Consider the following 24694-nt stretch of genomic DNA (forward strand, 5'->3'; position numbering starts at 1 on the left):
AACGCCGACCCGACGCTGAGCTACGCGGTCGGTGGTTCGGGGCTCGTCAATGGTGACACGCTGAGCGGCGCCTTGAGCCGTATAAGCGGCGAGAACGTCGGTGCCTACGCCATCAATCAGGGTAGCCTCGCGGCAAGCGGCAACTACGCGCTGAGTTATAGCGGCAGCACCCTGTCGATCAGCCCGGCGACGCTGACGGTGACGGCGGATAATCAGAACCGTGTCTATGGCGACACCAACCCGGCGCTGAGCGGCACGATCAGCGGCTTCAAATTCAGCGACACGGCCAACGTACTGACGACGGCACCGAGCTACGCAACGACGGCGAATGCCACGAGCAATGTCGGCAATTACGCCGTAACTGGCAACGGCGCGGCCGCGAGCAACTACACGTTCAACTATGTCAATGGCACGTTGGCGGTGACGCAGCGTCCGATCAATGTGACAGCGGAAGCGCAGAGCAAAGTGTATGGTAACGCCGATCCGACGCTGAGCTACGTGGTCGGTGGTTCGGGACTCGTCAATGGTGACGCGCTGAGTGGCACCTTGAACCGTACAAGTGGCGAGAACGTCGGTGCCTACGCCATCAACCAGGGCAGCCTCGTCGCGAGCAGCAACTACGCGCTGAGTTATACGGGCAACAACCTGTCGATCACCCCGGCAACGCTGACGGTGACGGCGGACAATCAAAGCCGCGTTTATGGCGATGGCAACCCGGCCCTGAGCGGCACGGTCAGCGGCTTCAAATTCAGCGACACGGCCAGCGTGCTGACGACGGCGCCGAGCTACGCGACGGCGGCCACTGCCACGAGCAACGTCGGCAACTACGCCGTTACTGGCAACGGCGCGGCAGCGTCGAACTACACGTTCAATTATGTCAATGGCACGCTGGCGGTGACGCAGCGTCCGATCAGTGTGACAGCGGAAGCGCAGAGCAAAGTGTATGGCAACGCCGAGCCGACACTGAGCTACGCGGTCGGTGGTTCGGGACTCGTCAATGGCGACAGCCTGAGCGGTGCCTTGAGCCGTACCAATGGCGAGAACGTCGGCGCCTATGCCATCAACCAGGGCAGCCTCGTCGCGAGCAGCAACTACGCGCTGAGTTATACGGGCAACAACCTGTCGATCACCCCGGCAACGCTGACGGTGACGGCGGACAATCAAAGCCGCGTTTATGGCGACGCCAACCCGGCGCTGAGCGGCACGATCAGTGGCTTCAAGTTCAGCGACACGGCCAGCGTACTGACGACAGCACCGAGCTACGCAACGACGGCCAATGCCACGAGCAATGTCGGCAACTACGCCGTTACTGGCAACGGTGCGGCAGCGTCGAACTACACGTTCAATTATGTCAATGGCGCGCTGGCGGTGACGCAGCGTCCGATCAGTGTGACAGCGGAATCGCAGAGCAAGGTGTATGGCAACGCCGATCCGACGCTGAGTTACGCGGTAGGTGGCTCGGGACTCGTCAATGGCGACAGCTTGAGCGGCGCCTTGAGCCGTACAAGTGGCGAGAACGTCGGCGCCTACGCCATCAACCAGGGCAGCCTCGCGGCAAGCGGCAACTACACGCTGAGTTATAGCGGCAGCACCCTGTCGATCAGCCCGCGGCCGATCAGCGCAACCTTGGTCGGCAGTATTTCCAAGGAATACGATGCGACGACGAACGCGACGCTCGGCGGCAACTATGCGCTGAGCAACGTTCTTGCGGCGGATCAGAGCTCGGTGGCGTTGGCAGCGGCGAGCGGTCAATATGCCGACAAGAATGCCAGTACCGCTATCCAGGTGAGTTTTGGCGCTCTGTCGCTCACGGGAACGCTGGCCGCTAATTATCAATTGGTCCCGACAACGCTCGGTGGCAACGTCGGTGTCATTGTGCCGAAGGCGCTGGCGGTGTGGACGGGCGCGGTAGGTGATGGCAGCTGGAAGAATCCGGCCAACTGGGCGTCGAATATCGCCCCGGAAGCGGCCAATGTCCTCAATGCGTCGATACCCGCGGGGAGCGGCACCATCGTGTTCGATGCCGATACGCCGACGCGCCTGCAGACATTGATCTCTCAGCGCAGTATCACGCTCGCTAATGCCAGTGCGCTGACCTTGGGGACGACGCGAGCCGATGTGTCCGCCCTCGAAAGTGGCGCCACCCTGTCGATTATCGGCGGCACTCACGTGCTCAATGGCACGTTGAATACCGCGTCTTACGCACAATCCGGTGGCACGTTCTCCGGTAGCGGCGTGCTCAATCTCGCAGGGGCTTCCACTTTGTCTGCCGGTACGCTGGCGGTGACGACCAATGCGTTGGCTGGGTCCGTCGTTGATGCAACGGGTACTGCGACGATCTCGGCCGCGTTCAACAATGCCGGAACTTTGCTCACCGGCAATAACGTCCGGTTCGACCAGGTGCTGACGAACAACGGCGGCTTGGTTGCAGTCGGTGCAGGCACGACAACCGTGGCGGGCGGATTGCGCCAAAGCGGCGGTGACCTGCAAATGCGAGGTGGGACGCTGGCCGGCAACGTTGATCTGTCCGGAGGATCGCTGTGCGGATCGGGCAGCGTCAGCGGTGATGTCGCCATCAACGGTGGAGCGTTATCGGTTGGCTTCTCGCCTGGCCTGCTCAATGTGGGCGGTAATCTGACCTTGGCACCGGGCAGTTCGACGGTTATCGAACTTGGCGGCGACATGCCGGGAACAGGATACGATCAGATCAACGTTGCCGGCACTGCGACCCTCAACGGAAGTCTAAACGTGAGCAGTTATCACGGCTATACGCCGACGGCCGGAACGGCCTACCGCTTCCTGAACGCGCAACAAACGAATGGGAGATTTGCGGCAGTAACGGTTCCGGGCGATTGGGGAATGAGCGTGGGACTGTCCGGCAGCGCCTTCGATCTACGCATGCCGCAAGCGGCGTTGACCGAAGTGCCGCAGCTTCGCTACCTGCAGACTCTGCAGCAGGTGACGGCGCAGAAACCGGAAACGCTGGCGACGAATGCCGTTTCGACGGCGATTGCCGAAATCGTCGATAGCGATACGGAAACGGTGGCGGCTGTCAGTCAGACGCTGGCCCAGGCGACGGCGGCGAACGACGGAACGAATCAGAGCACCGTTCCGGCCCGGGTAGGATTGCGCCAATGTCGCTGAACGGGGGGCGAGAGATATCACTGCTCGTCCGGATGCTTCGGCGAGGCTTTGTCGTGTGTTGTGCTGCCCTGGCGTTTGCCGGTGCGAGCCATGCCGATCCAATTGCCACTGTGGAAGTCGCGGATGGAACGGTGTTTGTCCGCCAGGCCGACGGGAAACGGCGGATTCTTTCGAACGGTTCGAAAGTCGAGGTTGGCGACACGCTGACGACAGAGAAAGACAGTTATGCACGGCTGCGGTTCACCGACGGTAGCGAACTGGCGGTGCGCCCGTCTTCATCGTTGCGCGTGAACGACTATCACTATCAGGAATGGCAGCCGAATAACGACAGCTTCTCGATGCGTCTGATCAAGGGCGGCTTGCGCACGGTGACGGGTTTGATCGGCAAGCGCGGTAATCAGGATGCCTACAAGGTCGAAGGCGCAACAGCGACGATCGGGATTCGCGGGACCGACTTTGTCGCGCGCGTCTGCGGCCTGGAATGCGCGAGCGCAACGCCGCCGCGCAAGGCCGCCGACGGAGAGGATGAGATGCCGAATCCGATCGCCGCGAGACTGTTCAGCGCCGAAGGCCCCGTGCTGGTGACGCCGTTGGGCGGCACGGCAAAGCCGTTGGCGCAGGGGGATCCGGTTTATGTTGGCGACACCGTCGAGGCGGCGGCTTCGGGCCATGCCACGCTGGTGTTCAGCGATGAATCGCGCGTCGTCGTCAATGGCGGCAGCATCTACAAGATTGTGGCTTATCGCTATGCGCCGGCGAACAAGGAACGCAACCAGATGTTTACTGAATTGATCAAAGGGGGCTTGCGGGTGGTCACGGGGCTGATCGGCAAGGCGCAGCCATCGGCGGTGCGCTATGACACCGTGACGGCGACGATCGGTATTCGCGGCACGAACTTCGACATGGTGTGCACGCCGTCAGGCGCGCAAGGCGGTGCTTCCGGGCTCGACGTGCCGCAGATGGGCGTAAGTTGCCGCCAGGGCGTTTATGCCAGCACGCGCGAAGGGACGATCGAAGTGGCCTCGGGCGAAAGCCGGATGCTGGTACCCTCGGGTCAGGTCGGCTATATCGATGGGCCGGGGGCGCGGCCGGTACTACTTCCCAATGTCCCGCATTTTCTACAGAACTTGCCGGCGCCGAAACCAGAACAGTTCAAGGTCAATCATCAGGAGCTCTTCGGCAAGGATGCCAGCCAGATGAAGGAAGCCGGGTTGTATGTGTCGGTCAGGGACGGTCGCGTGGCGCTGACGCAACGCAGCGGCGAAGCGGTTGAATTGAAGGCCGGCGAAACGGGCTTTGCCGGAATCGAGGGACGTGGGCTGATGCGCATCGCCATCCCACCGCCATTTATCAATCAGGACGCGTATTTGCGCAGCATGAATGTCGATCCTGCGACCTGCCGATGAATTACCGATGACGATCAAACGAATTCTGCTATCTGTCCTTGTCGCCTTGTGCTGTGCCGGTGCTCACGCGGAGGAAGACGAGCCGGCCTTTGAGATTCGCGGGTATGTGGTCGAAGGCAATACCTTGCTGCCGCGCGATCAGGTCGAGGCGGTCCTGCTGGCCTATACCGGCCCGGAGGCAAGCTTTTCGACGATCCAGGAGGCAATCACCGCGCTCGAAGCGTTTTACGCGAAATCGGGTTATGGCGCGGTCAAGGCTTTTCTCCCCGAGCAGGATGTCGATCAGGGATTGATCCGGCTTCAAGTCGTCGAAGCGAAGATCGGCAGCATCATCATCAGCGGCAACACGTATTTCTCCGACGAGAATATCCGTCGGAGTGTTCCGGGCCTGCGCGAGGGCGAAACGCCGAATATGTTGCGCATCGACGATCAGTTGCGTCTGGCCAACGAAAACGGCGGCAAGAACACCGGACTCGTGTTCCGCCGCAACCAGAACGAAGGCGAAGTCGATGCCATGCTCAATGTGGCCGATGACTCGCCGCTGCGGTTGTCAGTGTCAATGGACAATACGGGTATCGCCTCGTCAGACGGCAAATATGCCACGGGCCGCTTCCGCACCGGCGTAGTTCTGCAGCACAGCAATCTGTTTGATCGCGATCACGCCTTGTCGCTGCAGTACCTGACTTCGCCCGATCATTTCGACAAAGTGACGATTCTCGGGCTTGGTTATCGCATTCCGCTGTATGCCTATGGAGATGATGTCACGTTTGCCTATGCCTATTCGAACGTCAATTCGGGAAAGCTGGCGACGGCGGCTGGGACCTTCGGCATCAGCGGCAGCGGCCAACTCTTCATGGCGCGCTACAACCAGAGTCTGCCGAAATGGGGAGGCTGGTCGCAGAAACTGTCGTATGGAATCGACTACAAGGCGTATTCGAGCCGGATCATGGCGGAAGGCAGCAGCGACAGCCTGGTTCCCGACGCGACGGTGCATCCGGTTTCGCTGACCTACTTCGGCAGTGGCACGCTGGCCGGACGGGATGTCGATCTTTCGGTCAGCGCAGTGCAGAACATTCCAGGGGGGGCGGACGGGACAACGGCTGACTTCAACAAGACGGGGGCGCGTCAGGGCGCGACCGCCGGCTATCACCTGTGGCGGTATACCGCCAATGGCATCCAGCCGCTGCCCGGAGATTGGCGCTTGCGTGGAGCGCTGCAGGGGCAGATGACCGACAAGGCGCTGATCAGCGGTGAGCAGTTCGGGGCGGGCGGGATGGATTCCGTGCGCGGCTTTAACGAGCGTTCGGTTGTTAACGACTATGGCCAGCGCGTCACGGTTGAACTCCAGACGCCGGATCTGGGTGCCTCGCTCGCCAGTGCCGCCAAGATGCGCCTGCTGGCGTTCTACGACACGGCCTGGCTGCGCCGTCGCCAGGCGCTGGCGAGCGAGGTCAGCGCGCTGCAAATCGCCAGCCACGGCGTCGGTGTGCGTGCTGTTTATGCCAAGAACCTGAGCCTGCGTCTGGACTTCGCCGTCGTCGATAAGGGACGCGATGCGCGCGAGGAGGGGAGCAAGATGATTCACGCGTCGATCACCGCGTACTTTTGACAATGATGAGGGCGATTTTGGGAATGACAGCCGGCAAGAACTGGAACTGGAAGGGTGACTTGATGGGGGGCGCCTCCGCGGCGCTGGCGGCGGTGCCGGTCGAGCTGGTCTATGGCTTGTTTGCCGTGGCGCCGCTAGGCAGCGTCTATGCCAACCATGGGTTGCGTGCCGCTGTCTGGGGGTGCGTACTGGGGGGGCTGCTTGGCGCCGTTTTCCGCTGTACCGGTGGCATGCTGACCGGGAGTCGGCCGGCGACCGGACTGATCCTCGGGGCGCTGGCGTCCTCTTTGTTGCATCATCCCGATATTCAATCGGCACGCGATCCGCTGGCCTTGATTTTTATCCTCCTGTTGTCATGCACAGCCTTTGCCGGCGCCATGCAGTGGCTGTTCGGCGTCGCCCGGGTCGGCCGGGCGCTGAAGTTTGTCCCTTATCCGGTGTTGGCCGGACTGCTGTGCGGGGTCGCCTGTCTGATGACCTTGTCGGCCTTGCGTCCGATTGTCGGCGTCGGCAATGGCACGCCATGGTCGAATGTCTTTGGCGTCTGGCATCCCCTGAGCGCGATCGTTGCTTTCGTGACACTGGCCGTGTGCGTGAAGGGGCCAAAATTGACCAAGAGGATTCCCGGTGTCGTTCTCGCCTTGTTCGTCGGCACGGCCGTGCATCATGCGCTCGTGGCGCTGTTCGGCGTGGGGATGCTGGGAAGCACCTCCGGGCATATTGACGGCCTGGTGCCCGAGTTGTCGGTGTTGCAAGGGTTGCGGGAATTTGGCCCGGCCATGCTGATCGACTGGGTTCCGACCTTGGCGCCGTTTGCCTTGTCGATCGCAGCGTTTGCATCGCTGGAAACCATGCTGTGTCTCTCGTCGATTGAATCAGCGACGCATGTCCGTGCCAATGGCGATCGTGAACTGCGTGTGCAGGGCTTGGCGAATCTGCTGGCAGGCAGTTTCGGCGCTACGCCGGCGGTTGGCAATCTGTCGCGCGTCGTGATGAACGTCTCAACCGGAGGGAGAACGCCCGTATCCGGCCTGGCGTATGCTGCAGTGATGGCGCTGGTGGCGCTCGTCGCCGGGCACTGGGTCGGTCTTGTCCCCAGCGCGGTGACCGCCGGCATTCTGCTGTTCTATGCCAATGCAATGGTTGACGATGGCGTTCGCCGTCTTGTCCGGCAGGTCATGCGGCAGCGTTCGCAGTTCGCTCCCGAGCAGTACCGAACGTTGCTGGTTAATGTGACGGTCGTTTTCCTGGTGGCACTCGTTGCGGTTTTCGGCGGCATGATGAAGGCGGTCGGCGTCGGCGTGGTCGCGGCGGTGGTGATCTTTGTGCATAGCAGCATGAAACCGCCGATCCGTCGCGTATACGCTTGCAAGAATTGCCGTTCGCTCAAGGTGCGGACGCCTGCGCACATGGAGATCCTTGAGGCCGAGGGCGGGCGGATTGCCGTCATCGAGGTCGACGGGACGCTGTTTTTCGGAACCGCCGATCGGCTCGCCGTCGAGGCCGAGCGCGTGGCGTCGGAGGCCTCGCTGATCATCATCGACATGCAGCGCGTTCGCGATGTCGACCCGACCGGCGCGCGCACGCTGCTGCAGATCGCCCGCAAACTGCGCGGGAAAAAAGTGCGGGTGGCGATTGCCGGAGCCCCTCGCTTGATCGAGTCCTTCCTCACGGCGATGGGACTGAGTGTCGAGATCCCGGTGACGGACTGGCATGCCGATCTCGATGTCGCGCTTGAGTGCGCCGAGGACGAGTTGTTGGCAAAACATGGCGTCGACGATTGCCATGCGACGGTCAGACTATCGGAGACGGCGCTGACGGCCGGACTGACACCGATGCAGGTCGATATCCTGTCCGGGTACATGAACCGCCGCGTGTTGGCGTCGGAAGGGCGTGTTTTCGGGCAGGGCGATGCCGGGGAAAGCGTGTTTGTCGCGACCGACAGCGTCGTCGATATTCTGATTCCGCTGAACGACGGGCGACAGAAGCGTGTGGCGAGCTTCGCACCGGGAATCGTTTTTGGCGAGATGGCCTTGCTCGAAGGCAAGCCGCGTTCAGCCGATGCCGTTGTCAAGGGGCCGAGCGCGGTGCTGGAGCTAGCCCGCTATCGTCTCGACGAGATCATGCAGGCGCATCCCGAAATCGCCTGTCAGGTGCTGCACAATCTGAGCGTGATTCTCGCCGGGCGTTTGCGGCTGACGACACAGGCCTTGCGTCTTCAGGCGGAAGGGTAAGGCCGGCGGGCAGATGCGGGCAGTCTGGGCGGGCCTGTATAATCGCGGCTGCTCCCTTCCGTGAAACGCCTTCCGATGTCCGATCTGCTCGCGAACCTCAACCCCGAACAACTGGCGGCGGTGACGCTGCCGCCGCAGCATGCGCTGATCCTTGCCGGCGCCGGCAGTGGCAAGACGCGCGTGTTGACGACGCGCATCGCCTGGCTGATCTCGACCGGGCAAGTCGGACCGCACGGTGTGCTGGCGGTGACCTTCACCAACAAGGCGGCCAAGGAGATGCTGGCGCGCCTGTCGGCGATGCTGCCGATCAATCCGCGCGGCATGTGGATCGGCACCTTCCACGGCCTGTGCAATCGCCTGCTGCGCGCGCATCACCGCGAGGCCGGTCTGCCGGCAACCTTCCAGATTCTCGATTCGGCCGACCAGTTGTCGGCGATCAAGCGCCTGCTCAAGAACCTCAACGTCGACGACGAAAAATACCCGCCGCGCGAACTCGCGCATTTCATCAATGCGCACAAGGAACAGGGCATCCGCGCCGCGCAGGCCGAAGCCTATGACGATTACACGCGCCGGCGCGTCGAGCTGTATGCTGAATACGAGGCGCAGTGCCAGCGCGAAGGCGTCGCCGATTTCGCCGAACTGCTGCTGCGCACCTACGAGTTGCTGTGCCGCAACGAGCCGCTGCGCCGCCATTACCAGGCGCGCTTCAGGCATATTCTCGTCGACGAGTTCCAGGATACCAACGTCCTGCAGTACAAGTGGCTCAAGCTGCTCGCGAGTTACGGAGAACGCAGTCCGGCCGCAGGGCCGTCCCAAGGGCGGACGGAAGGCGGTGATGACGAGAAGACCCTTCTTGCGTCGGATGAGCGCGGGGAGGGCGGGTGTATCTTCGCCGTCGGCGACGATGACCAGAGCATTTATGCCTTCCGCGGCGCCGAAGTCGGCAACATGCGCGATCTCGAGCGCGAGTTCAGGATTGCCAATGTCATTCGTCTGGAGCAGAACTATCGGTCGCATGGCAACATCCTCGATGCCGCCAATGCCCTGATCAAGAACAACCGCGGACGCCTCGGCAAGAACCTGTGGACCGATGCCGGCGCCGGCGAGCCGATCCGCGTCTTTGAAGGGTTTTCGGATATCGACGAGGCGCGCTTCGCCGTCGATGAAGTGCGCGAACTGATTCGTGACGGTTTCCCGCCGACGCAGATCGCGCTGCTCTATCGCTCGAACGCGCAGTCGCGCGTGCTCGAGCATCAACTGTTCAGCGCCGGGGTGCCGTACCGCGTGCATGGCGGCCTGCGCTTCTTCGATCGTCAGGAAGTGAAGCATGCGCTTGCCTACCTGCGGCTGATCGCCAATCCCGACGATGACACCGCGTTCGCGCGGGTCGTCAATTTCCCGACGCGCGGCATCGGCAGTCGCAGCGTTGAGGCCTTGCAGGAAGCGGCGCATCGCGCCAATTCGAGCCTCTACAACGCGGCGGCAAGCCTGACCGGCAAGGCCGGCGCGGCGGTCGGCCAGTTCATCCGGTTGATCGAAACCCTGCGTGCCGAGACGGCGGCGCTGGTTTTGCCGGAAGTCATCGAGCATCTGATCGACCGCAGCGGCCTGCGCGCGTATTACCTCGGCGAAAAGGAAGGCCGCGAGCGGCTCGAGAACCTCGACGAACTGGTCAGCGCGGCGACGGCATTCGTGCAGGAAGAGGAAGGCACCCTGGCGCATCCGGAAGAATCCGACGCAGCCGCGTCCTTCCTTGCGCATGCCTCGCTCGAGGCCGGCGAGCACCAGGCCGGCGAGGGGCAGGAAGCGGTGCAGTTGATGACGGTGCATGCCGCCAAGGGTCTGGAGTTCGATGCCGTTTTCATTACCGGCCTGGAACAGGGCTTGTTCCCGCACGAGAATTCGGCACAGGAGCGCGACGGCCTCGAAGAAGAGCGCCGGCTGATGTACGTCGCCGTGACGCGCGCCCGCCGCCGTCTGTACCTGACGCATGCGCAGACGCGCATGTTGCACGGGCAGACGCGCTATTGCCTGTCCTCGTTGTTCCTCGAAGAATTGCCTGAGGAATTGTTGCGCCGGGTGGGGGCGACCCCGTCCTTTGCGGCGAGCCCGGCACCAGCGTATTCAGCGGCCCCGACGCGCCAACGCGAGGCGTCGACTGTCGGTGGTTTTCGTATCGGCCAGAGCGTGCAGCACGCCAAGTTCGGTCTCGGCGTCATCGTCTCGGCCGAGGGCGGTGCCGACGCGCGGGTGCAGATCAATTTTGGCGCGCACGGCATGAAATGGCTGGCGCTCGCCTACGCCAAGCTGACGCCGGTATAGCCGCCGGCGCCTTCGACGCGGCGCCTAGCCGTGCCGCAGCTTGAGCACCAGCACCATGCCGGCGAGCACGAAGGTGATGGCGTTGGCGACGACGACCGGCCAGGCCGCGATCATCAGGCCATAGACGAGCCAGGCGGCGATGCCGCAGGTGAACAGCACATACATGCGCAGTGAAATGTCCTGCGTGCGCTTGCTGCGCCAGATTTGCCAGACCTGCGGCACGAAAGCGACAGTGGTGAGCGTGGCGGCGAGATAGCCGATCCATTCGACGGGAATCATGGGTTTCTATCGTTACGGTGGTGTTTGCGGGAGCGTCGACGCAGTCTAGGCATCATGACGAAGGAATGGTCAGCGACGCACCGGCACGGCGCTGGCCGGCAGGGCGTCGGCAACCGCCTGGCGGAGCGCGTCGATGGCTTGCGGACGCGGGAAGCTCGCCCGCCAGGCGACGACGACGCGCCGTTGCGGTCCCGGTTCGCTGAAGCGGCGCAGTTGCAGCAGTTCGTCCTGCGCCGGCCAGGACAGTGCCGCCGAGATCGGCACGATCGACATGCCGGCGCCGCTCGCGACCATATGACGCACGGTTTCGAGCGAACTGCCTTCGCGCGCGCCTTCGGTGCCGCCGGGTTCCGAGAGTTGCGGGCAGGCCTGCACGACTTGGTCGCGGAAACAGTTTCCCGGCCCCAGCAGCAGCAGATTCTCGCCGACGATGTCGCGCGGCGCCAGGATTTCCTTGGCGGTCAGCGGATGTCCGGACGGCAGGATCGCGGCAAACGGTTCGTCATAAAGCGCGCCGGTGACGATGCCGGGTTCGACGAAGGGATCGGCGACGACGATGGCATCGAGTTCGCCGCGTCGCAGTTGCTCGCCGAGGCGGACGGTGAAGTTCTCTTGCAGATGTAGCGGCATGTCCGGCGCCCGCGCGTGCAGCGACGGGATCAGGCGCGGCAGCAGGTAGGGCGCGATGGTGAAGATGACGCCGAGGCGCAAGGGGCCGACCAGCGGATTCTTCCCCTGACGCGCGATTTCCTGCAGGCGCGCCGATTCTTCGAGGACGCGCTCGGCCTGCGCGGCGATCTGCTCGCCGATCGGCGTGAGCCGCACGTCGGCCGAACTGCGCTCGAACAGCGTGATGCCGAAGCGCTGCTCGACTTTCTTCAAGGCTACCGACAGCGTCGGCTGGCTGACGTGGCATTTCTCGGCGGCCCGCCCGAAGTGGCGTTCGCGGGCCAGGGTGACGATGTAGCGCAATTCGGTGAGGGTCATGGCGGTCGTTCGGGGTGTCAATAGTCATTGGCTATCGAAAATATTATCACAATAAATTAGATAAATAATCGCGGCGGTCTTAAGATTCATCCATCGCTTCACGACAACCTCACTTAACACACAAGGAGAACACCTCATGAAATCGCTGATCAATACCGAAGTCCTGCCCTTCAACGCCACCGCTTACCACGCCGGCAAGTTCATTCAAGTGTCGGATGCCGACCTGCGCGGCAAGTGGTCGGTCGTCTTCTTCTACCCGGCCGACTTCACCTTCGTCTGCCCGACCGAGTTGGGCGACCTCGCCGACAACTATGCCGAATTCAAGAAGCTCGGCGTCGAAATCTACAGCGTCTCGACCGACACGCACTTCACGCACAAGGCCTGGCACGACAGTTCCGACACGATCCGCAAGATCGACTATGTCATGGTCGGCGATCCGACCGGCACGATCAGCCGCAATTTCGGCGTCATGATCGAGGAAGCCGGCCTGGCCGAGCGCGGTACCTTCGTCATCGACCCGAACGGCAAGATCCAGATCATCGAGATCAATGCCGGCGGTATCGGCCGCGACGCCAGCGAACTGCTGCGCAAGGTCAAGGCGGCACAGTACGTCGCCTCGCACCCGGGTGAAGTCTGCCCGGCCAAGTGGAAGGAAGGCGACGCGACGCTCGCCCCCTCGCTCGACCTCGTCGGCAAGATCTGATTGTCCTGAAGCACCTGTCACAGCATCTCTCACCCCGGCGTCGTGCCGGGGTGATTCATTAATCCAACAGCATTCCAAGGGAGAACAGCATGCTTGATGCGGCCATCAAGACCCAACTCAAAGCCTATCTCGAACGCATCCGCGAGCCGATCGAACTCGTGGCGACGCTCGATGCCAGCGACAAAGCCGGCGAAATGCGCGCGATGCTCGATGAGATCGATGCGCTGTCGGACAAGGTATCGGTCCGCTACGACGGTGATGACGCGCGCCGACCGTCCTTTTCGGTCGGTCGTCCGGGTGAGGCGGCGCGCATCCGCTTTGCCGGTCTGCCGCTCGGACACGAGTTCACTTCGCTGGTGCTGGCCTTGCTGCAGGTCGGTGGTCATCCGCCCAAGGCCGATCCGGCGGCGATCGAGCAGGCGCGTGCGCTGACCGGGACGTTCCGCTTCGAGACGTATATTTCCCTGTCCTGCCACAACTGCCCCGACGTCGTTCAGGCGCTGAACCTGCTGGCCGTGCTGAATCCCGGCATCACCCACACGATGATCGACGGCGCCCTGTTCAAGGACGAGGTCGAGCGCGAGAAGATCATGGCGGTGCCGACCGTCCTGCTCAACGGCGAGCCCTTCGGTCAGGGGCGCACCAGCTTCGAGGAAGTCCTGGCCAAGCTCGATGTCGGCCTCGTCGAACGCGAGGCGCGCAAGATCGCCGACAAGGCGCCGTTCGACGTGCTCATCGTCGGCGGCGGACCGGCCGGCGCGGCAGCGGCGATTTATGCCGCACGCAAGGGCATCCGCACCGGACTCGTCGCCGATCGCTTCGGTGGCCAGGTGCTCGATACGATGGCGATCGAGAACTTTATCTCGGTCAAGTCGACTGAAGGGCCGCGCCTCGTCGCCGGACTCGAACAGCATGTCCGCGATTACAACGTCGACATCATGAACCTGCAACGCGCCGAGTCGCTCGCGGTCGGCGCCGACGGGCTGGCTGAAATTGGCCTGGCGAGCGGCGCCTCGCTCAGGAGCCGCAGCGTCATCATTTCGACCGGTGCGCGCTGGCGCAAGATGGACGTGCCCGGCGAGGAAGCCTATGCCGGACGCGGTGTCGCTTACTGCCCGCACTGTGATGGCCCGCTGTTCAAGGGCAAGCGCGTTGCCGTCGTCGGCGGCGGCAATTCGGGTGTCGAGGCGGCAATCGATCTCGCCGGCATCGTCGGCCATGTCACCCTGCTGGCGCGCAACGACGTGCGTGCCGATGCCGTGTTGCAAAAGCGCCTGGCCAGCTTGCCCAATGTCGACGTCATCACTCATACCCGCATTGGCGAGGTCGTGGGCAACGGCGACAAGGTCACCGGCCTTGCCTACACCGATCAGACGAGCGGCGAAGCGCGGACGCTGGAAGTCGAAGGCGTGTTCGTGCAGATCGGGCTGTTGCCCAACACCGATTGGCTCAAGGGCTCGGTCGATCTGTCGGCGCACGGCGAGATCGAGGTCGATGCGCGCGGTCAGACCTCCTTGCCCGGTGTGTTCGCCGCCGGCGATTGCACGACCGTTCCTTTCAAGCAGATCGTCATCGCCATGGGCGAGGGGGCCAAGGCTTCGCTGGCGGCCTTCGAGCATCTGATCCGCTCGCCCTTGCCGGCCTGAGCGATCCGTCAAAGCGCGGTCCGGGCTGTCGGGCCGCGCTTTTTTTTGTCGTGCGTCCTGGCTGCTTTTGGCTTGCCGTCGCGCCTTTCCGGGGCTAGGCTAATGCTTTTGAATACCGGTGCGAGAATCGCGCCGGTTCGACCTTTTTCAGGAGATTGGCATGACGTTTGCGATTCGTTTTCATCAGACCGGCGGTCCCGAAGTGCTGCGCTGGGAGGAAGTTTCCGTCGGTGCGCCGGTGGCCGGTGAGGCGCGCGTTCGCCATGAAGCCGTCGGGCTGAACTTCATCGACACCTACCACCGTACCGGGCTGTATCCGATGCCGCTGCCTTCGGGTATCGGTCTTGAGGGCGCCGGCATCGTCGAAGCGGTCGGCGAGGGTGTCAGCGACATCCAGGTCGGCGATCGCGTCGCCTATGCCGGCGGGCCGGTCGGCGCCTACAGCCAGGTGCGCTGCATGCCGGCGCATCGCCTGCTCAAGTTGCCGGCGTCGATCGATTTTCGCACCGGCGCGGCGATGATGCTGCAGGGCATGACGGCGGCCTATCTGCTGCGCCGTACCTGTCGCGTCCAGCCGGGCGATGCCGTGCTCATCCATGCGGCGGCCGGCGGCGTCGGGCTGATCGCCTGCCAATGGGCGAAGGCGCTCGGTGCGACGGTGATCGGCACGGTGTCGACCGAAGCCAAGGCGGAACTCGCGCGTCAGCACGGTTGCGATCACGTCATCCTGTATACCCGTGAGGACATCGTCAAGCGCGTGCGCGAGATCACCGGCGGCGAAGGCGTTGCCGTGGTCTATGACGGTGTCGGCAAGGACACTTTCGCGGCGTCGCTCGACTGCCTGCGTCCGCGCGGCATGATGGCGACCTTCGGCAATGCCTCGGGGGCGGTGCCGGCTTTTGATCCGCTGACGCTGACGCAAAAGGGCTCGCTCTTCCTGACGCGGCCGAAGCTCGCCGATTACACGACGCGCCGCGACGAATTGCTCGACATCGGCCAGGAATTGTTCAACGTCGTCGTCGGCGGTCAGGTCAAGATCGAAGTGAATCAGACCTATCCCTTGTCCGAAGCGGCGCAGGCGCACCGCGACCTCGAAGCGCGCAAGACGACGGGATCGACGATTTTCCTGCCCTGACATGAAATCCTTCCTGGTCGCCAATCCCAAGGGCGGGTCGGGCAAGACGACGCTGGCGACGAATCTCGCCGGCTATTTTGCCCGTCGCGGTCATCGCGTCATGTTGGGTGACGTCGATCGGCAGCATTCGTCGCGCGACTGGCTGGCGATCCGCCCCGAGGTGCTGCCGCCGATCCAGAGCTGGGATCTTGCCAAGGATCAGCCGGCCAGGCCGCCGAAAGAGACGACGCATGTCGTCCTCGATACGCCGGCCGGGCTGCACGGCAAGCAACTCGACCGCGTGCTCGGTCAGGTGCGCCGGGTCATCGTGCCGGTGCAGCCCTCGCTCTTCGACATCCTGGCGACGCGCCACTTCCTCGATACCTTGCTCGGTGAGAAATGCGTGCGCAAGGAGAAGACCTGCGTCGCCGTCGTCGGCATGCGTGTCGATGCGCGCACACGCGCGGCGTCGGAGCTTGAGCGCTTTCTCTCGTACTACGATCTGCCGGTGCTCACCTACTTGCGCGACACCCAGTTGTACGTGCAGACGAGCGCCAACGGCATGACGCTGTTCGATCTGGCGCCGTCGCGTGCGGCGCGGGACGTCGAGCAGTGGCAGCCAATCATCGATTGGGTCGAGCAGTCATGACCGGGGAGGTGCCGGATGGAGCAAACGGACACGGGGGCTGAACGCCCGGAGGACACGGCGGCGATGCCGGTTATGGCGGGCGACGCGAGCGGAGAGTGCTTTCCGCTGGAGTTTACGGGTCGTGGCGGTGACTATTTCGGCATCTGGATCGTCAATCTCCTGCTGACCCTCCTGACCCTGGGTATCTATTCGGCCTGGGCCAAGGTGCGCCGTCTGCAGTACTTCTATCGCAACACGCAGCTCGCCGGCGCGAGTTTCGACTATCACGGTAATCCGCGTGCGATTCTCAAGGGGCGCGTGATTGCCGTCGCCATGCTGATCGCCTATCAGGTCGCCGGCGGCGTGCATCCCGGATTGGGGGCGCTGGTGGCCGTCGCGCTTGCGCTGGTGCTGCCGCGCCTGCTGCTGCGTTCCTTGCAGTTCCGCCTCGCCAACAGCAGTTATCGCGGTTTGCGTTTTCGCTTCGACGCCCGCCTCAAGGACGCCTATCGCGTCTTCCTCGGCTGGCCGCTGCTCGCCTTTGTGACGCTCTATCTGCTCGCTCCGTTCTGTCACCAGCGGCTCAAACAGTTCCAGCACGGTAATGCCGTCTTTGGCCAGACCCGGTTTGCGTTCAGTGCGCCGGTTCGGGCGTTTTACGCGTTGTATTTCAAGATGGCCGGCGCCCTGGTGCTGGGCGGCGTCCTGATCGCTGTCCTTGGCGTCGGTCTGCATGGGGCGGCGCAGACGCTCGGCGGCGGCCGGCTCGGCGCCGGGCTGATCGCGGTGTTCCCGCTCATCGCCTTGCTGGTGCTGTTTTTCTTCATCCGCCCGTTTTTCGAAGCCTTGTCGCAGAATCTGGTCTGGAACCACACGCAGCTTGGCGAACATCGTTTCGTCAGCACGGCCTCGGTCTGGCGACTGTTCTGGATTCGGCTGACGAACCTGTTTGCCGTGCTGTTTACGCTGGGCTTCTATCATCCCTTTGCCGTCGTCCGCCTGCTGCGCTATCGCCTGCAGACGGTGTCCGTGCTGGCGGCGGGCGATCTCGGTGCCTTCGTAGCCGGCAGCACGGATCCGGTCGGCGCGACCGGCGAGGAAGCGGCCGAGCTCTTCGATATCGATATCGCCCTGTGAGCGTCGTCGGCGATTATTACGACGGGCGCTCGACGCGGCGCCGCCGCGTGACGCTCGATCATGACCGCGGTTTTCTGCAGGTGCGCGGCGACGACGTCGAACGCCGTGAAGCGCTCGCAGCCTTGCGTCTTTCCGAGCCGATGGGGGCGGCGCCGCGGCTGGTGACCTTCTCCGACGGCGCCTTTTGCGAGATTCGCGATCATGCCGGCTTGCAGCGACTGCTTGCCGAGACCGGTCATCGCGATGCCTGCGTCGTTCGCTGGCAGTTCAGTGTGCGCTGGATCGCCGTGGCCAGCCTGTTTTGCCTGGCCGCGCTGTTCGCCGCGTATCGCTGGGGCCTGCCCTGGGTGTCGGCCCGGGTCGCCGATGCCTTGCCCGACAGCGTTGCGGAAACCGTCAGCGATCGTGTGCTGGCCGTGCTGGATGAGCGCTATCTGGCGCCGAGCCGCCTGCCGGAAGCCCGACAAGCGGCGATCGCCGCCCGTTTTTCGGCGCTGGCGATGCCGGGGGAGCCAGTCGCTCGGGCGCATCTCGTCTTTCGCGCCAACCGCGCGATGTCGGCGAACGCGCTGGCCTTGCCGTCAGGAACGATCATCCTGACCGACGACCTGGTGGCCCTGGCGCGTCGTGACAATGAACTGATGGCGGTTCTGGCGCACGAACTGGGGCATGTCGAGGAGCGTCATGGTCTGCGCCAGGCAGTCCAGAGCACGCTTGTCGGCCTGCTCGCCGCGTGGTTTCTTGGCGATGTCAGCAGCGTCGTCGCGGCGGCGCCGGCAGTCCTGCTCGAAGCCAAGTATTCGCGCGATGCCGAGCGCGAGGCGGACCTTTTTGCCGAACGCCTGCTTCAAGCGAATGGCATCTCTCCCCGCTGTCTGGTCGACATTTTGCAGCGGCTGGATCATGCGGAGTCGTCTGCGGGCAGTGCGCCCGAATTTTTGTCGACGCATCCCGAAACGATTCGGCGTAGCGAAGCGCTGGTCGGCGGCGCCTGCGAATGAAGCGTCCTGGCACGGCCCGGGATGATGACCTTGGCCGTGCCTGTTGTCGCGCGCGGTGAGCGCTTATTTCTTGCTGTGCTTGCCGCTTGGGAACGGCGTCAGGCGGAAGCGATAGACTTCCGAAATTTCCCGGTCGTAGCCGGGATAGAAGCCCTTGACCATACCCAGCACGATGCGTGAGCCGCGATTGAAGAGAACGAGGAATTCCCCGGTTTTCGGATCGACGCCGCCCGCTTCGATTTCGCCCTGGCGTTTGACCTCGGTGAATACCTTTTCGCGCACCACCGGCGCATAGCTTTTGTCGCTGACGTCGATCCGATAGAGGTTGTCGGGTTCTTCGTCATCGGCGGTGCCGTCGTCGGCGGTCACGAACAGCTTGCCCTTCCAGTAATGGATGCCCTGGATCCACTGGGGCGGCGGTTGCAGATGCACCTTCCGCAGATATTTGCCGGTGTCGAGGCTGTATTCGTAGATATAGCGCCCGCTTTCCTCGCCGACCCAGGACACCATCCAGACCGTGCGCTTGTCGGTGTCGACGCAAATGCCGGAGACTTCCTGTTGTCCGCTCGACGGTTCGAAACTGAACGAGCGCTTCAGTTTGAGGGTTTCCGCGTCATGGATGGCGATCTGGATGTCCTTGCCGACGCCGTCCATGAAGTTTTCGGCGCTGACGAAGATTTCGCCGTTGAAGACGTCGATGCCGCCGATGTGGTTGGCGGCGATCGGATAGCCTTCGAAGGGCGCTTCGTTCGACTGGATCAGCGTGCCCTTCTTGTCGTACTTGTACAGCGCCTTGCTGCCGCTCACATAGTAGAAATTGCCATCGCTGGCGACGCCCTGGCGTCCCTTCACCTCGAAGGTGTCGATCAACTGGTAGCTGTAGGTCGGCTGGGTGACCAGGGGCGGTGCGGCCTGGGCCGGAACGGTCGCCGACAGCGCGGCGAGCAGCACGGTCAGCGCTGCGTAATGAACTCGGATAGCCATGACGTTTGATTCCCTCCTGTGGGTGGTTTGATAACGGAATCCGAATGCACTTTTTTCGTTAACGAAAGAAATTGTGCTGATCCATGCTAGTTTTCGAAAATTCCAATGTCAAACCGATTTTGCATTTCGGGGGCGGTGTCTGTCGGCGCGGCATGTGCTGGAGGCGTGGTGGGAACCGGAAAAGAAAAAGCCGCGCACACGGCGCGGCTTGGGGAAGCGGAATGCGCCTACCAGTGATGACGATGGTGGTGGCCGTAGCCGCCGCCATAGTAACCACCGCCGTACCCACCGCCGTAGTAGCCGCCGACGTAGACGGCGGGGGGCGGGGCGACGACGCGAACCGGTGGCGGCGCGTAATAGACGTTCTGCGGCGGGTAATAGGCGGGCGCCGGTCCGTAATACACGGGCGCCGGGCGTGGCGGCGGGGCGTAGTAGTTGACCGGTTGGTCGGCGTAATAGTACGAGCGCGGTTCCGTGGCCATGGCTGCGCCGGTCGCGGCGCCGATGACGCTGCCGACGACGGCGGCGTTGCGGCCACCGACGGCCCGTCCGATAACGGCGCCGGCGCTGCCGCCGATCAGTGCGCCGACCACCGCGTCATTGGCGAGCGCGACGGTCGAGCCGACGAGTCCGAGGGTCAGGGCCAGGGTCATGCCAAATGTCTTTTTCATGGTGCTGCTCCTTGTTTCTGTTGCGTTTCCGGTGTGCTTCGCGGGATGCGGCGCGCGCCGGTTGTCTGGTTAACGCGGCGATGGTCTTTCCGGAATACACGCGCCTGCATTTTTCTGCTGACGGAGCGATCGGGCATCGGGGTAAAATGGCGGGATGCCTCAACCGCGCTTTGTCCACCTCCGTCTCCACAGCGAATACTCCGTCACCGATGGGACGGTGCGTCTCGATGCGGGCAAAAATCACGATTGCCCGCCGGTTTCACGCGCCATTGCCGACGGCATGTCGGCGCTGGCCCTGACCGATCTCTCGAACCTGTTCGGGATGGTCAAGTTCTACACCGCTGCCCGTTCGCACGGAATCAAGCCGATTCTCGGTTGCGATGTGTTCATCGCCAACGAGGTCGATCCCGACCGGCCGTACCGCTTGCTCCTGTTGTGCCGTTCGCATAAGGGCTATTTGCAGTTGTGCGAATTGCTCTCCCGTTCGCAGTTGGTGCCGCGCGTGCGCGGACGCGCCGAGATCACGCGGCAGATGCTGACGGAAGTCGGCGTCGACGGCTTGATCGCCTTGTCCGGGGCGTCGCTCGGCGATATCGCCGAAGCGGTGTCGATGGGCAACATGGCGCTGGCCGAGAGCCGGGCGCGTTACTGGGCCGAGCTTTTCCCCGATGCGTTCTATCTCGAAGTGCAGCGCCCCAACCTGCGCGGCCATGCGCCGCAGGAGGCACTGATCACGGCGACGGTGGAACTGGCAGCGCTGCTGGATCTGCCGCTGGTGGCGACGCATCCGATCCAGTTTCTCGACCGTGACGACTTCATGGCGCACGAGGCGCGCACCTGCATCGCCGAAGGCTACATGCTCGGCGACAAGCGGCGGCCGCGGCTCTACACCGAGGAGCAGTACTTCAAGTCGACCGACGAGATGCTGGCGCTCTTCCCGGATCTGCCCGAGGCCATCGAGAACACGATCGAGATCGCGCGGCGCTGCAACCTGACGATCACGCTCGGCAAGAACTACCTGCCGCTCTTTCCGACGCCCGACGGCATCTCGCTCGACGAGTTTCTCCGCCAGGAAGCGATCCGCGGGCTCGAGCGGCGGATGCTGCAACTGTTTCCCGATCCGGCCGAACTGGAAAAACAGCGGCCGACCTACGAAGCGCGCCTCAGGACCGAGACCGAGACCATCATCCAGATGGGTTTTCCGGGCTACTTCCTGATCGTTGCCGACTTCATCAACTGGGCCAAGAACAATGGCGTGCCGGTCGGTCCGGGACGGGGCTCGGGTGCCGGTTCGCTGGTCGCTTTCTCGCTCGGTATTACCGATCTCGATCCCTTGCAGTACGCCCTGCTGTTCGAGCGCTTCCTCAACCCCGAGCGGGTGTCGATGCCCGACTTCGACATCGACTTCTGCCAGGACAACCGTTGGCGCGTGATCGAATACGTGCGCGAGAAATACGGCAAGGATGCCGTGTCGCAGATCGCCACCTTCGGCACGATGTCGTCGAAGGCGGTCATCCGCGACGTCGGCCGCGTGCTCGACCTGCCCTACAACTTCTGCGACCAGTTGTCGAAGCTGATCCCGGTCGAGCAGAACAAGCCCTTGTCGCTGGACAAGGCGATCGAGGCCGAACCGCAGCTCAAGGAACGCATCGAGAGCGAGGAGGAAGTCCGCGAGCTGTTCAATCTGGCCGGGAAGCTCGAAGACTTGACCCGCAACGTCGGCATGCATGCCGGCGGCGTGCTCATCGCGCCGGGCAAACTGACCGATTTCTGCCCGCTCTATTCGGGCGACGGCGGCGCCTCGGTGGTGTCGCAGTATGACAAAGGCGACGTCGAACTGGTCGGCCTCGTCAAGTTCGACTTCCTTGGCCTGCGCAACCTGACCATTATCGATCTCGCCGTGCGCTATGTCGAACGGCTGACCGGCACGCGTCCCGATCTCAACGCGCTGACCTTCGACGATCCGCGGGCCTACCAGATTCTCAAGGAAGCCAACACGACGGCGATCTTCCAGGTCGAATCGGAAGGCATGAAGAAGCTGCTCAAGAAGTTGCAGCCGGACCGCTTCGAAGACATCATCGCCGTGCTCGCGCTCTACCGCCCCGGACCGCTCGGTTCAGGCATGGTCGACGACTTCATCCTGCGCAAGAAGGGGCAGCAGAAGATCGACTATTTCCACCCGGACCTGAAAGACTGCCTCGACCCGACCTATGGCGTGATCGTGTATCAGGAACAGGTGATGCAGATCTCGCAGATCATCGGCGGCTACACGCTCGGCGGCGCCGACATGCTGCGCCGGGCGATGGGCAAGAAGAAGCCGGAGGAAATGGCGGCGCACCGCGGCCAGATCGCCGAGGGCGCCAAGAAGAAAGGCTACGATCCGGCACTGGCCGAACAGCTGTTCGACCTGATGACGAAGTTCGCCGAGTACGGCTTCAACAAGTCGCACACCGCCGCCTATGCCGTCGTCACCTATCAGACGGCCTGGCTCAAGGCGCACCATTGCGCGGCGTTCATGGCGGCGACGTTGTCGTCGGACATGGACAACACCGACACGGTCAAGATCTTCTATGACGATGCGCTGGCCAACAAGATCACCGTGCTCGGCCCCGACGTCAATGCGTCCGAGTACCGTTTCGTGCCGGTCGATCGCAAGACAATCCGTTACGGTCTCGGCGCCGTCAAGGGGGCCGGCGAGCAGGCCGTCACCACGATTCTCAAGGCGCGGGCCGAAGGCGGGCCGTTCAAGGATCTCTTCGATTTCTGCCTGCGCGTCGACAAGCGCACGGTCAACCGGCGCACGATCGAGGCGCTGATTCGTGCCGGCGCCTTCGATTCGATCGACGATCATCGCGCCCGGCTGATCGCGTCGGTCGGCGTGGCGATCGAGGCGGCCGAGCAGGCCGAGCGCAACGCCATGCAGGTCAGCCTGTTCGACGTCTTCGATTCGGCGGCGCAGGCCGAACACGGGCCGCAGTACATCGAGGTGCCGCGCTGGAAGGAGCGCGACAAGCTGCGCGAGGAAAAGCTGGCGCTCGGATTCTTTTTCTCGGGCCACCCGTTCAACGAGGCCAAGGCCGAGGTCATGCGTTTCGTGCGCCGGCCGCTGGCCTCGCTCGAACCGCGCAAGGAGCCGCAGATGCTGGCCGGGCTTGTCGTCGGCGTGCGTACCAAGATCACCTCGCGCGGCAAGATGGCGTTCATCCAGCTCGACGATGGCACGAGTTCGCTCGAAGTCTCGGTCTTCAACGAGATCTTCGAGGAGGATCGCGCCAAGATTCGCGAGGACGAGGTGTTGATCGTCGAGGGCAAGGTCCAGAAAGACGACTTTGCCGGCGAGGGCAAGATCCGTGTCGTCGCAGAGCGCTTGTTGAGTCTCGCCGACGCGCGCGGGCGCTTTGCCCGTCAGCTGCGGATTGCGCTGAACGGCCAGGCGAGCGGGCCGAATGCCCGCACCGCGGCGCAGCGCCTGAATGCCTTGCTGGCGCCATTTACGCCGGGCAATTGTCCGGTACGGCTCAGCTATCGGAATGCCGAGGCGACCTGCGAACTGGCGTTTGGCGAAGACCGCCGGGTTCGGCTTGAAGACGAATTGCTGATGGCGCTGGGTGACTGGTTGAATCCTGAAAACGTACGCATCGAATACCAATGACAACGGTTCGAATGATTGACCACGCCCTGCTGACCCAGGTCTGCAGCGAGGCGGCGAGCAGCCCGAGAGGGCGCAAGAATTTCAATTTCCACGGCGACAATGCCGATCCGGCGCATCGCCTGCTCAATGCCTTCGAGCCGGGGTCCTACGTCGTCCCGCACCGCCATCTCGATGCGGCGAAGGACGAGACGATCCTGGTCCTGCGCGGGGTGCTCGGCCTCGTCATCTTCGACGATGACGGTGGCGTGGTTCAGGCGACGGCGCTGTCGGCGACCGGGCCGGCCTGTGGCGTTGACATCCCGCACGGCGTCTATCACACGGTGTTTGCCTGTGTGCCGGAGACGGTGATGTTCGAAAGCAAGGGCGGGCCGTTCATGCCCTTGTCGTCGGAAGAGCGGGCGCCGTGGGCGCCGGCCGAGGGCAGCGACGGCGCGACGGCGTATCTGCGCACCTTGATGGCACGCGTCGACGGGCGCTGAGTCGGCGCGTCCGTCAATTTTCGCCGCGTGCGGCGCTCAGTGGAAGATGGCCGAGATGAGGCCGAGGACGATGTTGGCGATCAATCCGCCGACGACCAGGAAGGCCGTGTAGGGGAGCGCCTTTTCCGTCGGTGACTTCATCATCACCGGCACGCCGGTAAAAAGCAGGTAGAGCGAATACAGCGACGCCGCGAAGCCGAGAAACCAGAAACCGGGGAAGAGCGAGAAGATGCCGCCGACCATGCCCGAGGTACTGCTGTAGGCGATCAGTTTCAGCGCGCTGACGATGTTTTTTTCACCGGAAAAATTCGAAGCGAGCCGGTCGGCGAGCAGGGACAGCGCATAGATCATCAACAGCGACATCACGTAGCTGATGACCATGTCGAGCACGCCGCTGAACAGCGGAACCAGGACCGTCTGCCCCCCGATGTTGGTGCCGACCAGCGACATGCCGATGAAGCCGGCGATGGCGGGGATCATGGCGAGAATCATGACGTACTGCGTGTAGATCGTCGTGATATCCGATTCCTCGGCGGCAATGAGCGGCCAAGTCTGTTTAGGGTGGAGCAGGATATCCTTGACGCGTTGAACAACAACCATGAGAACCTTTCTGCGAGAAACGGCGGCGGGGAGCGGGCTCCACGAAACAGCGCAGAAGCTTACTCCTCTTTGCCCTTTTTGCGAAAGGGGGCTTCTAT

General features: G+C 63.2%; 18 protein-coding genes. 13 read left to right on the plus strand and 5 right to left on the minus strand.

Annotation, left to right across the window (positions count from 1 at the left end; translation table 11 throughout):
- The 5 genes from BLR25_RS21345 to BLR25_RS14830 all read left to right on the plus strand — a co-directional run.
- Positions 1-3144: beta strand repeat-containing protein (locus BLR25_RS21345; protein ID WP_245715577.1), on the plus strand; the 3144-nt coding region annotated here is incomplete at its 5' end.
- Complete coding sequence (locus BLR25_RS14815) at positions 3135-4550, plus strand: FecR family protein (protein ID WP_091938676.1); 1416 nt, start codon at positions 3135-3137, stop codon at positions 4548-4550. The genes BLR25_RS21345 and BLR25_RS14815, both read left to right, overlap by 10 nt.
- A 7-nt stretch (positions 4551-4557) precedes the next feature.
- Positions 4558-6159: a ShlB/FhaC/HecB family hemolysin secretion/activation protein gene (locus BLR25_RS14820; RefSeq protein ID WP_176785918.1), complete on the plus strand. Its 1602-nt coding sequence runs from the start codon at positions 4558-4560 to the stop codon at positions 6157-6159.
- A gap of 23 nt (positions 6160-6182) precedes the next feature.
- Complete coding sequence (locus tag BLR25_RS14825; protein WP_176785919.1) at positions 6183-8393, plus strand: SLC26A/SulP transporter family protein; 2211 nt, start codon at positions 6183-6185, stop codon at positions 8391-8393.
- Between the two features lie 75 nt (positions 8394-8468).
- A complete protein-coding gene (locus BLR25_RS14830; protein ID WP_091938679.1) occupies positions 8469-10715 on the plus strand; it encodes a UvrD-helicase domain-containing protein in 2247 nt (748 codons plus the stop codon).
- A gap of 24 nt (positions 10716-10739) precedes the next feature.
- On the opposite strand, the gene BLR25_RS14835 is transcribed toward BLR25_RS14830, so the two are convergent.
- Both BLR25_RS14835 and BLR25_RS14840 read right to left on the minus strand, forming a co-directional pair.
- The gene (locus BLR25_RS14835; RefSeq protein ID WP_091938680.1) at positions 10740-10994 is read right to left on the minus strand and encodes a SemiSWEET transporter; all 255 of its coding nucleotides are present in this window, start codon (positions 10992-10994) and stop codon (positions 10740-10742) included.
- Positions 10995-11063: 69 nt separating this feature from the next.
- Positions 11064-11981, minus strand: coding sequence for a hydrogen peroxide-inducible genes activator (locus BLR25_RS14840; protein ID WP_091938681.1), 918 nt, complete (start codon positions 11979-11981; stop codon positions 11064-11066).
- 136 nt (positions 11982-12117) lie between these two features.
- On the opposite strand from BLR25_RS14840, the gene ahpC reads away from it, so the two are divergent.
- The 6 genes from ahpC (at position 12118) to BLR25_RS14870 (ending at position 18210) form a co-directional block, all read left to right on the plus strand.
- Entirely contained in the window at positions 12118-12684 is a 567-nt protein-coding gene (gene ahpC / locus BLR25_RS14845) for an alkyl hydroperoxide reductase subunit C (RefSeq protein WP_091938682.1), read from the plus strand.
- 89 nt (positions 12685-12773) lie between these two features.
- Positions 12774-14330: an alkyl hydroperoxide reductase subunit F gene (ahpF, locus tag BLR25_RS14850; protein ID WP_091938683.1), complete on the plus strand. Its 1557-nt coding sequence runs from the start codon at positions 12774-12776 to the stop codon at positions 14328-14330.
- Between the two features lie 160 nt (positions 14331-14490).
- A complete protein-coding gene (locus tag BLR25_RS14855) occupies positions 14491-15465 on the plus strand; it encodes a quinone oxidoreductase family protein (protein WP_091938684.1) in 975 nt (324 codons plus the stop codon).
- Position 15466: 1 nt separating this feature from the next.
- Positions 15467-16093, plus strand: coding sequence for a ParA family protein (locus BLR25_RS14860; RefSeq protein ID WP_091938685.1), 627 nt, complete (start codon positions 15467-15469; stop codon positions 16091-16093).
- 15 nt (positions 16094-16108) lie between these two features.
- Positions 16109-17209 carry a YjgN family protein gene (locus BLR25_RS14865; protein WP_218122764.1) on the plus strand — a complete coding sequence of 367 codons (1101 nt, stop codon included), beginning with the start codon at positions 16109-16111 and terminating at the stop codon, positions 17207-17209.
- Complete coding sequence (locus tag BLR25_RS14870; RefSeq protein WP_091938686.1) at positions 17206-18210, plus strand: M48 family metallopeptidase; 1005 nt, start codon at positions 17206-17208, stop codon at positions 18208-18210. The genes BLR25_RS14865 and BLR25_RS14870 overlap by 4 nt, the downstream gene beginning before the upstream one ends.
- A gap of 63 nt (positions 18211-18273) precedes the next feature.
- Here the strand turns inward: BLR25_RS14870 and BLR25_RS14875 are convergent, their stop codons facing one another.
- Together BLR25_RS14875 and BLR25_RS14880 are read right to left on the minus strand one after the other, a co-directional pair.
- Positions 18274-19194 (minus strand): hypothetical protein, encoded by a 921-nt coding sequence (locus BLR25_RS14875; RefSeq protein WP_091938687.1) that lies wholly within the window; start codon positions 19192-19194, stop codon positions 18274-18276.
- Positions 19195-19421: 227 nt separating this feature from the next.
- Positions 19422-19865 carry a hypothetical protein gene (locus tag BLR25_RS14880; RefSeq protein ID WP_218122765.1) on the minus strand — a complete coding sequence of 148 codons (444 nt, stop codon included), beginning with the start codon at positions 19863-19865 and terminating at the stop codon, positions 19422-19424.
- A 154-nt stretch (positions 19866-20019) separates the two neighbouring features.
- Between BLR25_RS14880 and dnaE the strand changes: the two genes are divergently transcribed.
- Positions 20020-23517, plus strand: a complete 3498-nt coding sequence (dnaE, locus tag BLR25_RS14885; RefSeq protein WP_091938688.1) for a DNA polymerase III subunit alpha — start codon at positions 20020-20022, stop codon at positions 23515-23517.
- 11 nt (positions 23518-23528) lie between these two features.
- On the plus strand, positions 23529-23996 hold the full coding sequence (locus BLR25_RS14890; protein ID WP_245715578.1) for a WbuC family cupin fold metalloprotein: 468 nt from the start codon (positions 23529-23531) through the stop codon (positions 23994-23996).
- Between the two features lie 36 nt (positions 23997-24032).
- On the opposite strand, the gene BLR25_RS14895 is transcribed toward BLR25_RS14890, so the two are convergent.
- Entirely contained in the window at positions 24033-24596 is a 564-nt protein-coding gene (locus tag BLR25_RS14895; protein WP_091938690.1) for a Yip1 family protein, read from the minus strand.
- Between the last annotated feature and the right edge of the window lie 98 nt (positions 24597-24694).

The organism is Propionivibrio dicarboxylicus, assembly GCF_900099695.1.
In the GTDB taxonomy this organism is placed as follows: Bacteria; Pseudomonadota; Gammaproteobacteria; order Burkholderiales; family Rhodocyclaceae; genus Propionivibrio; species Propionivibrio dicarboxylicus.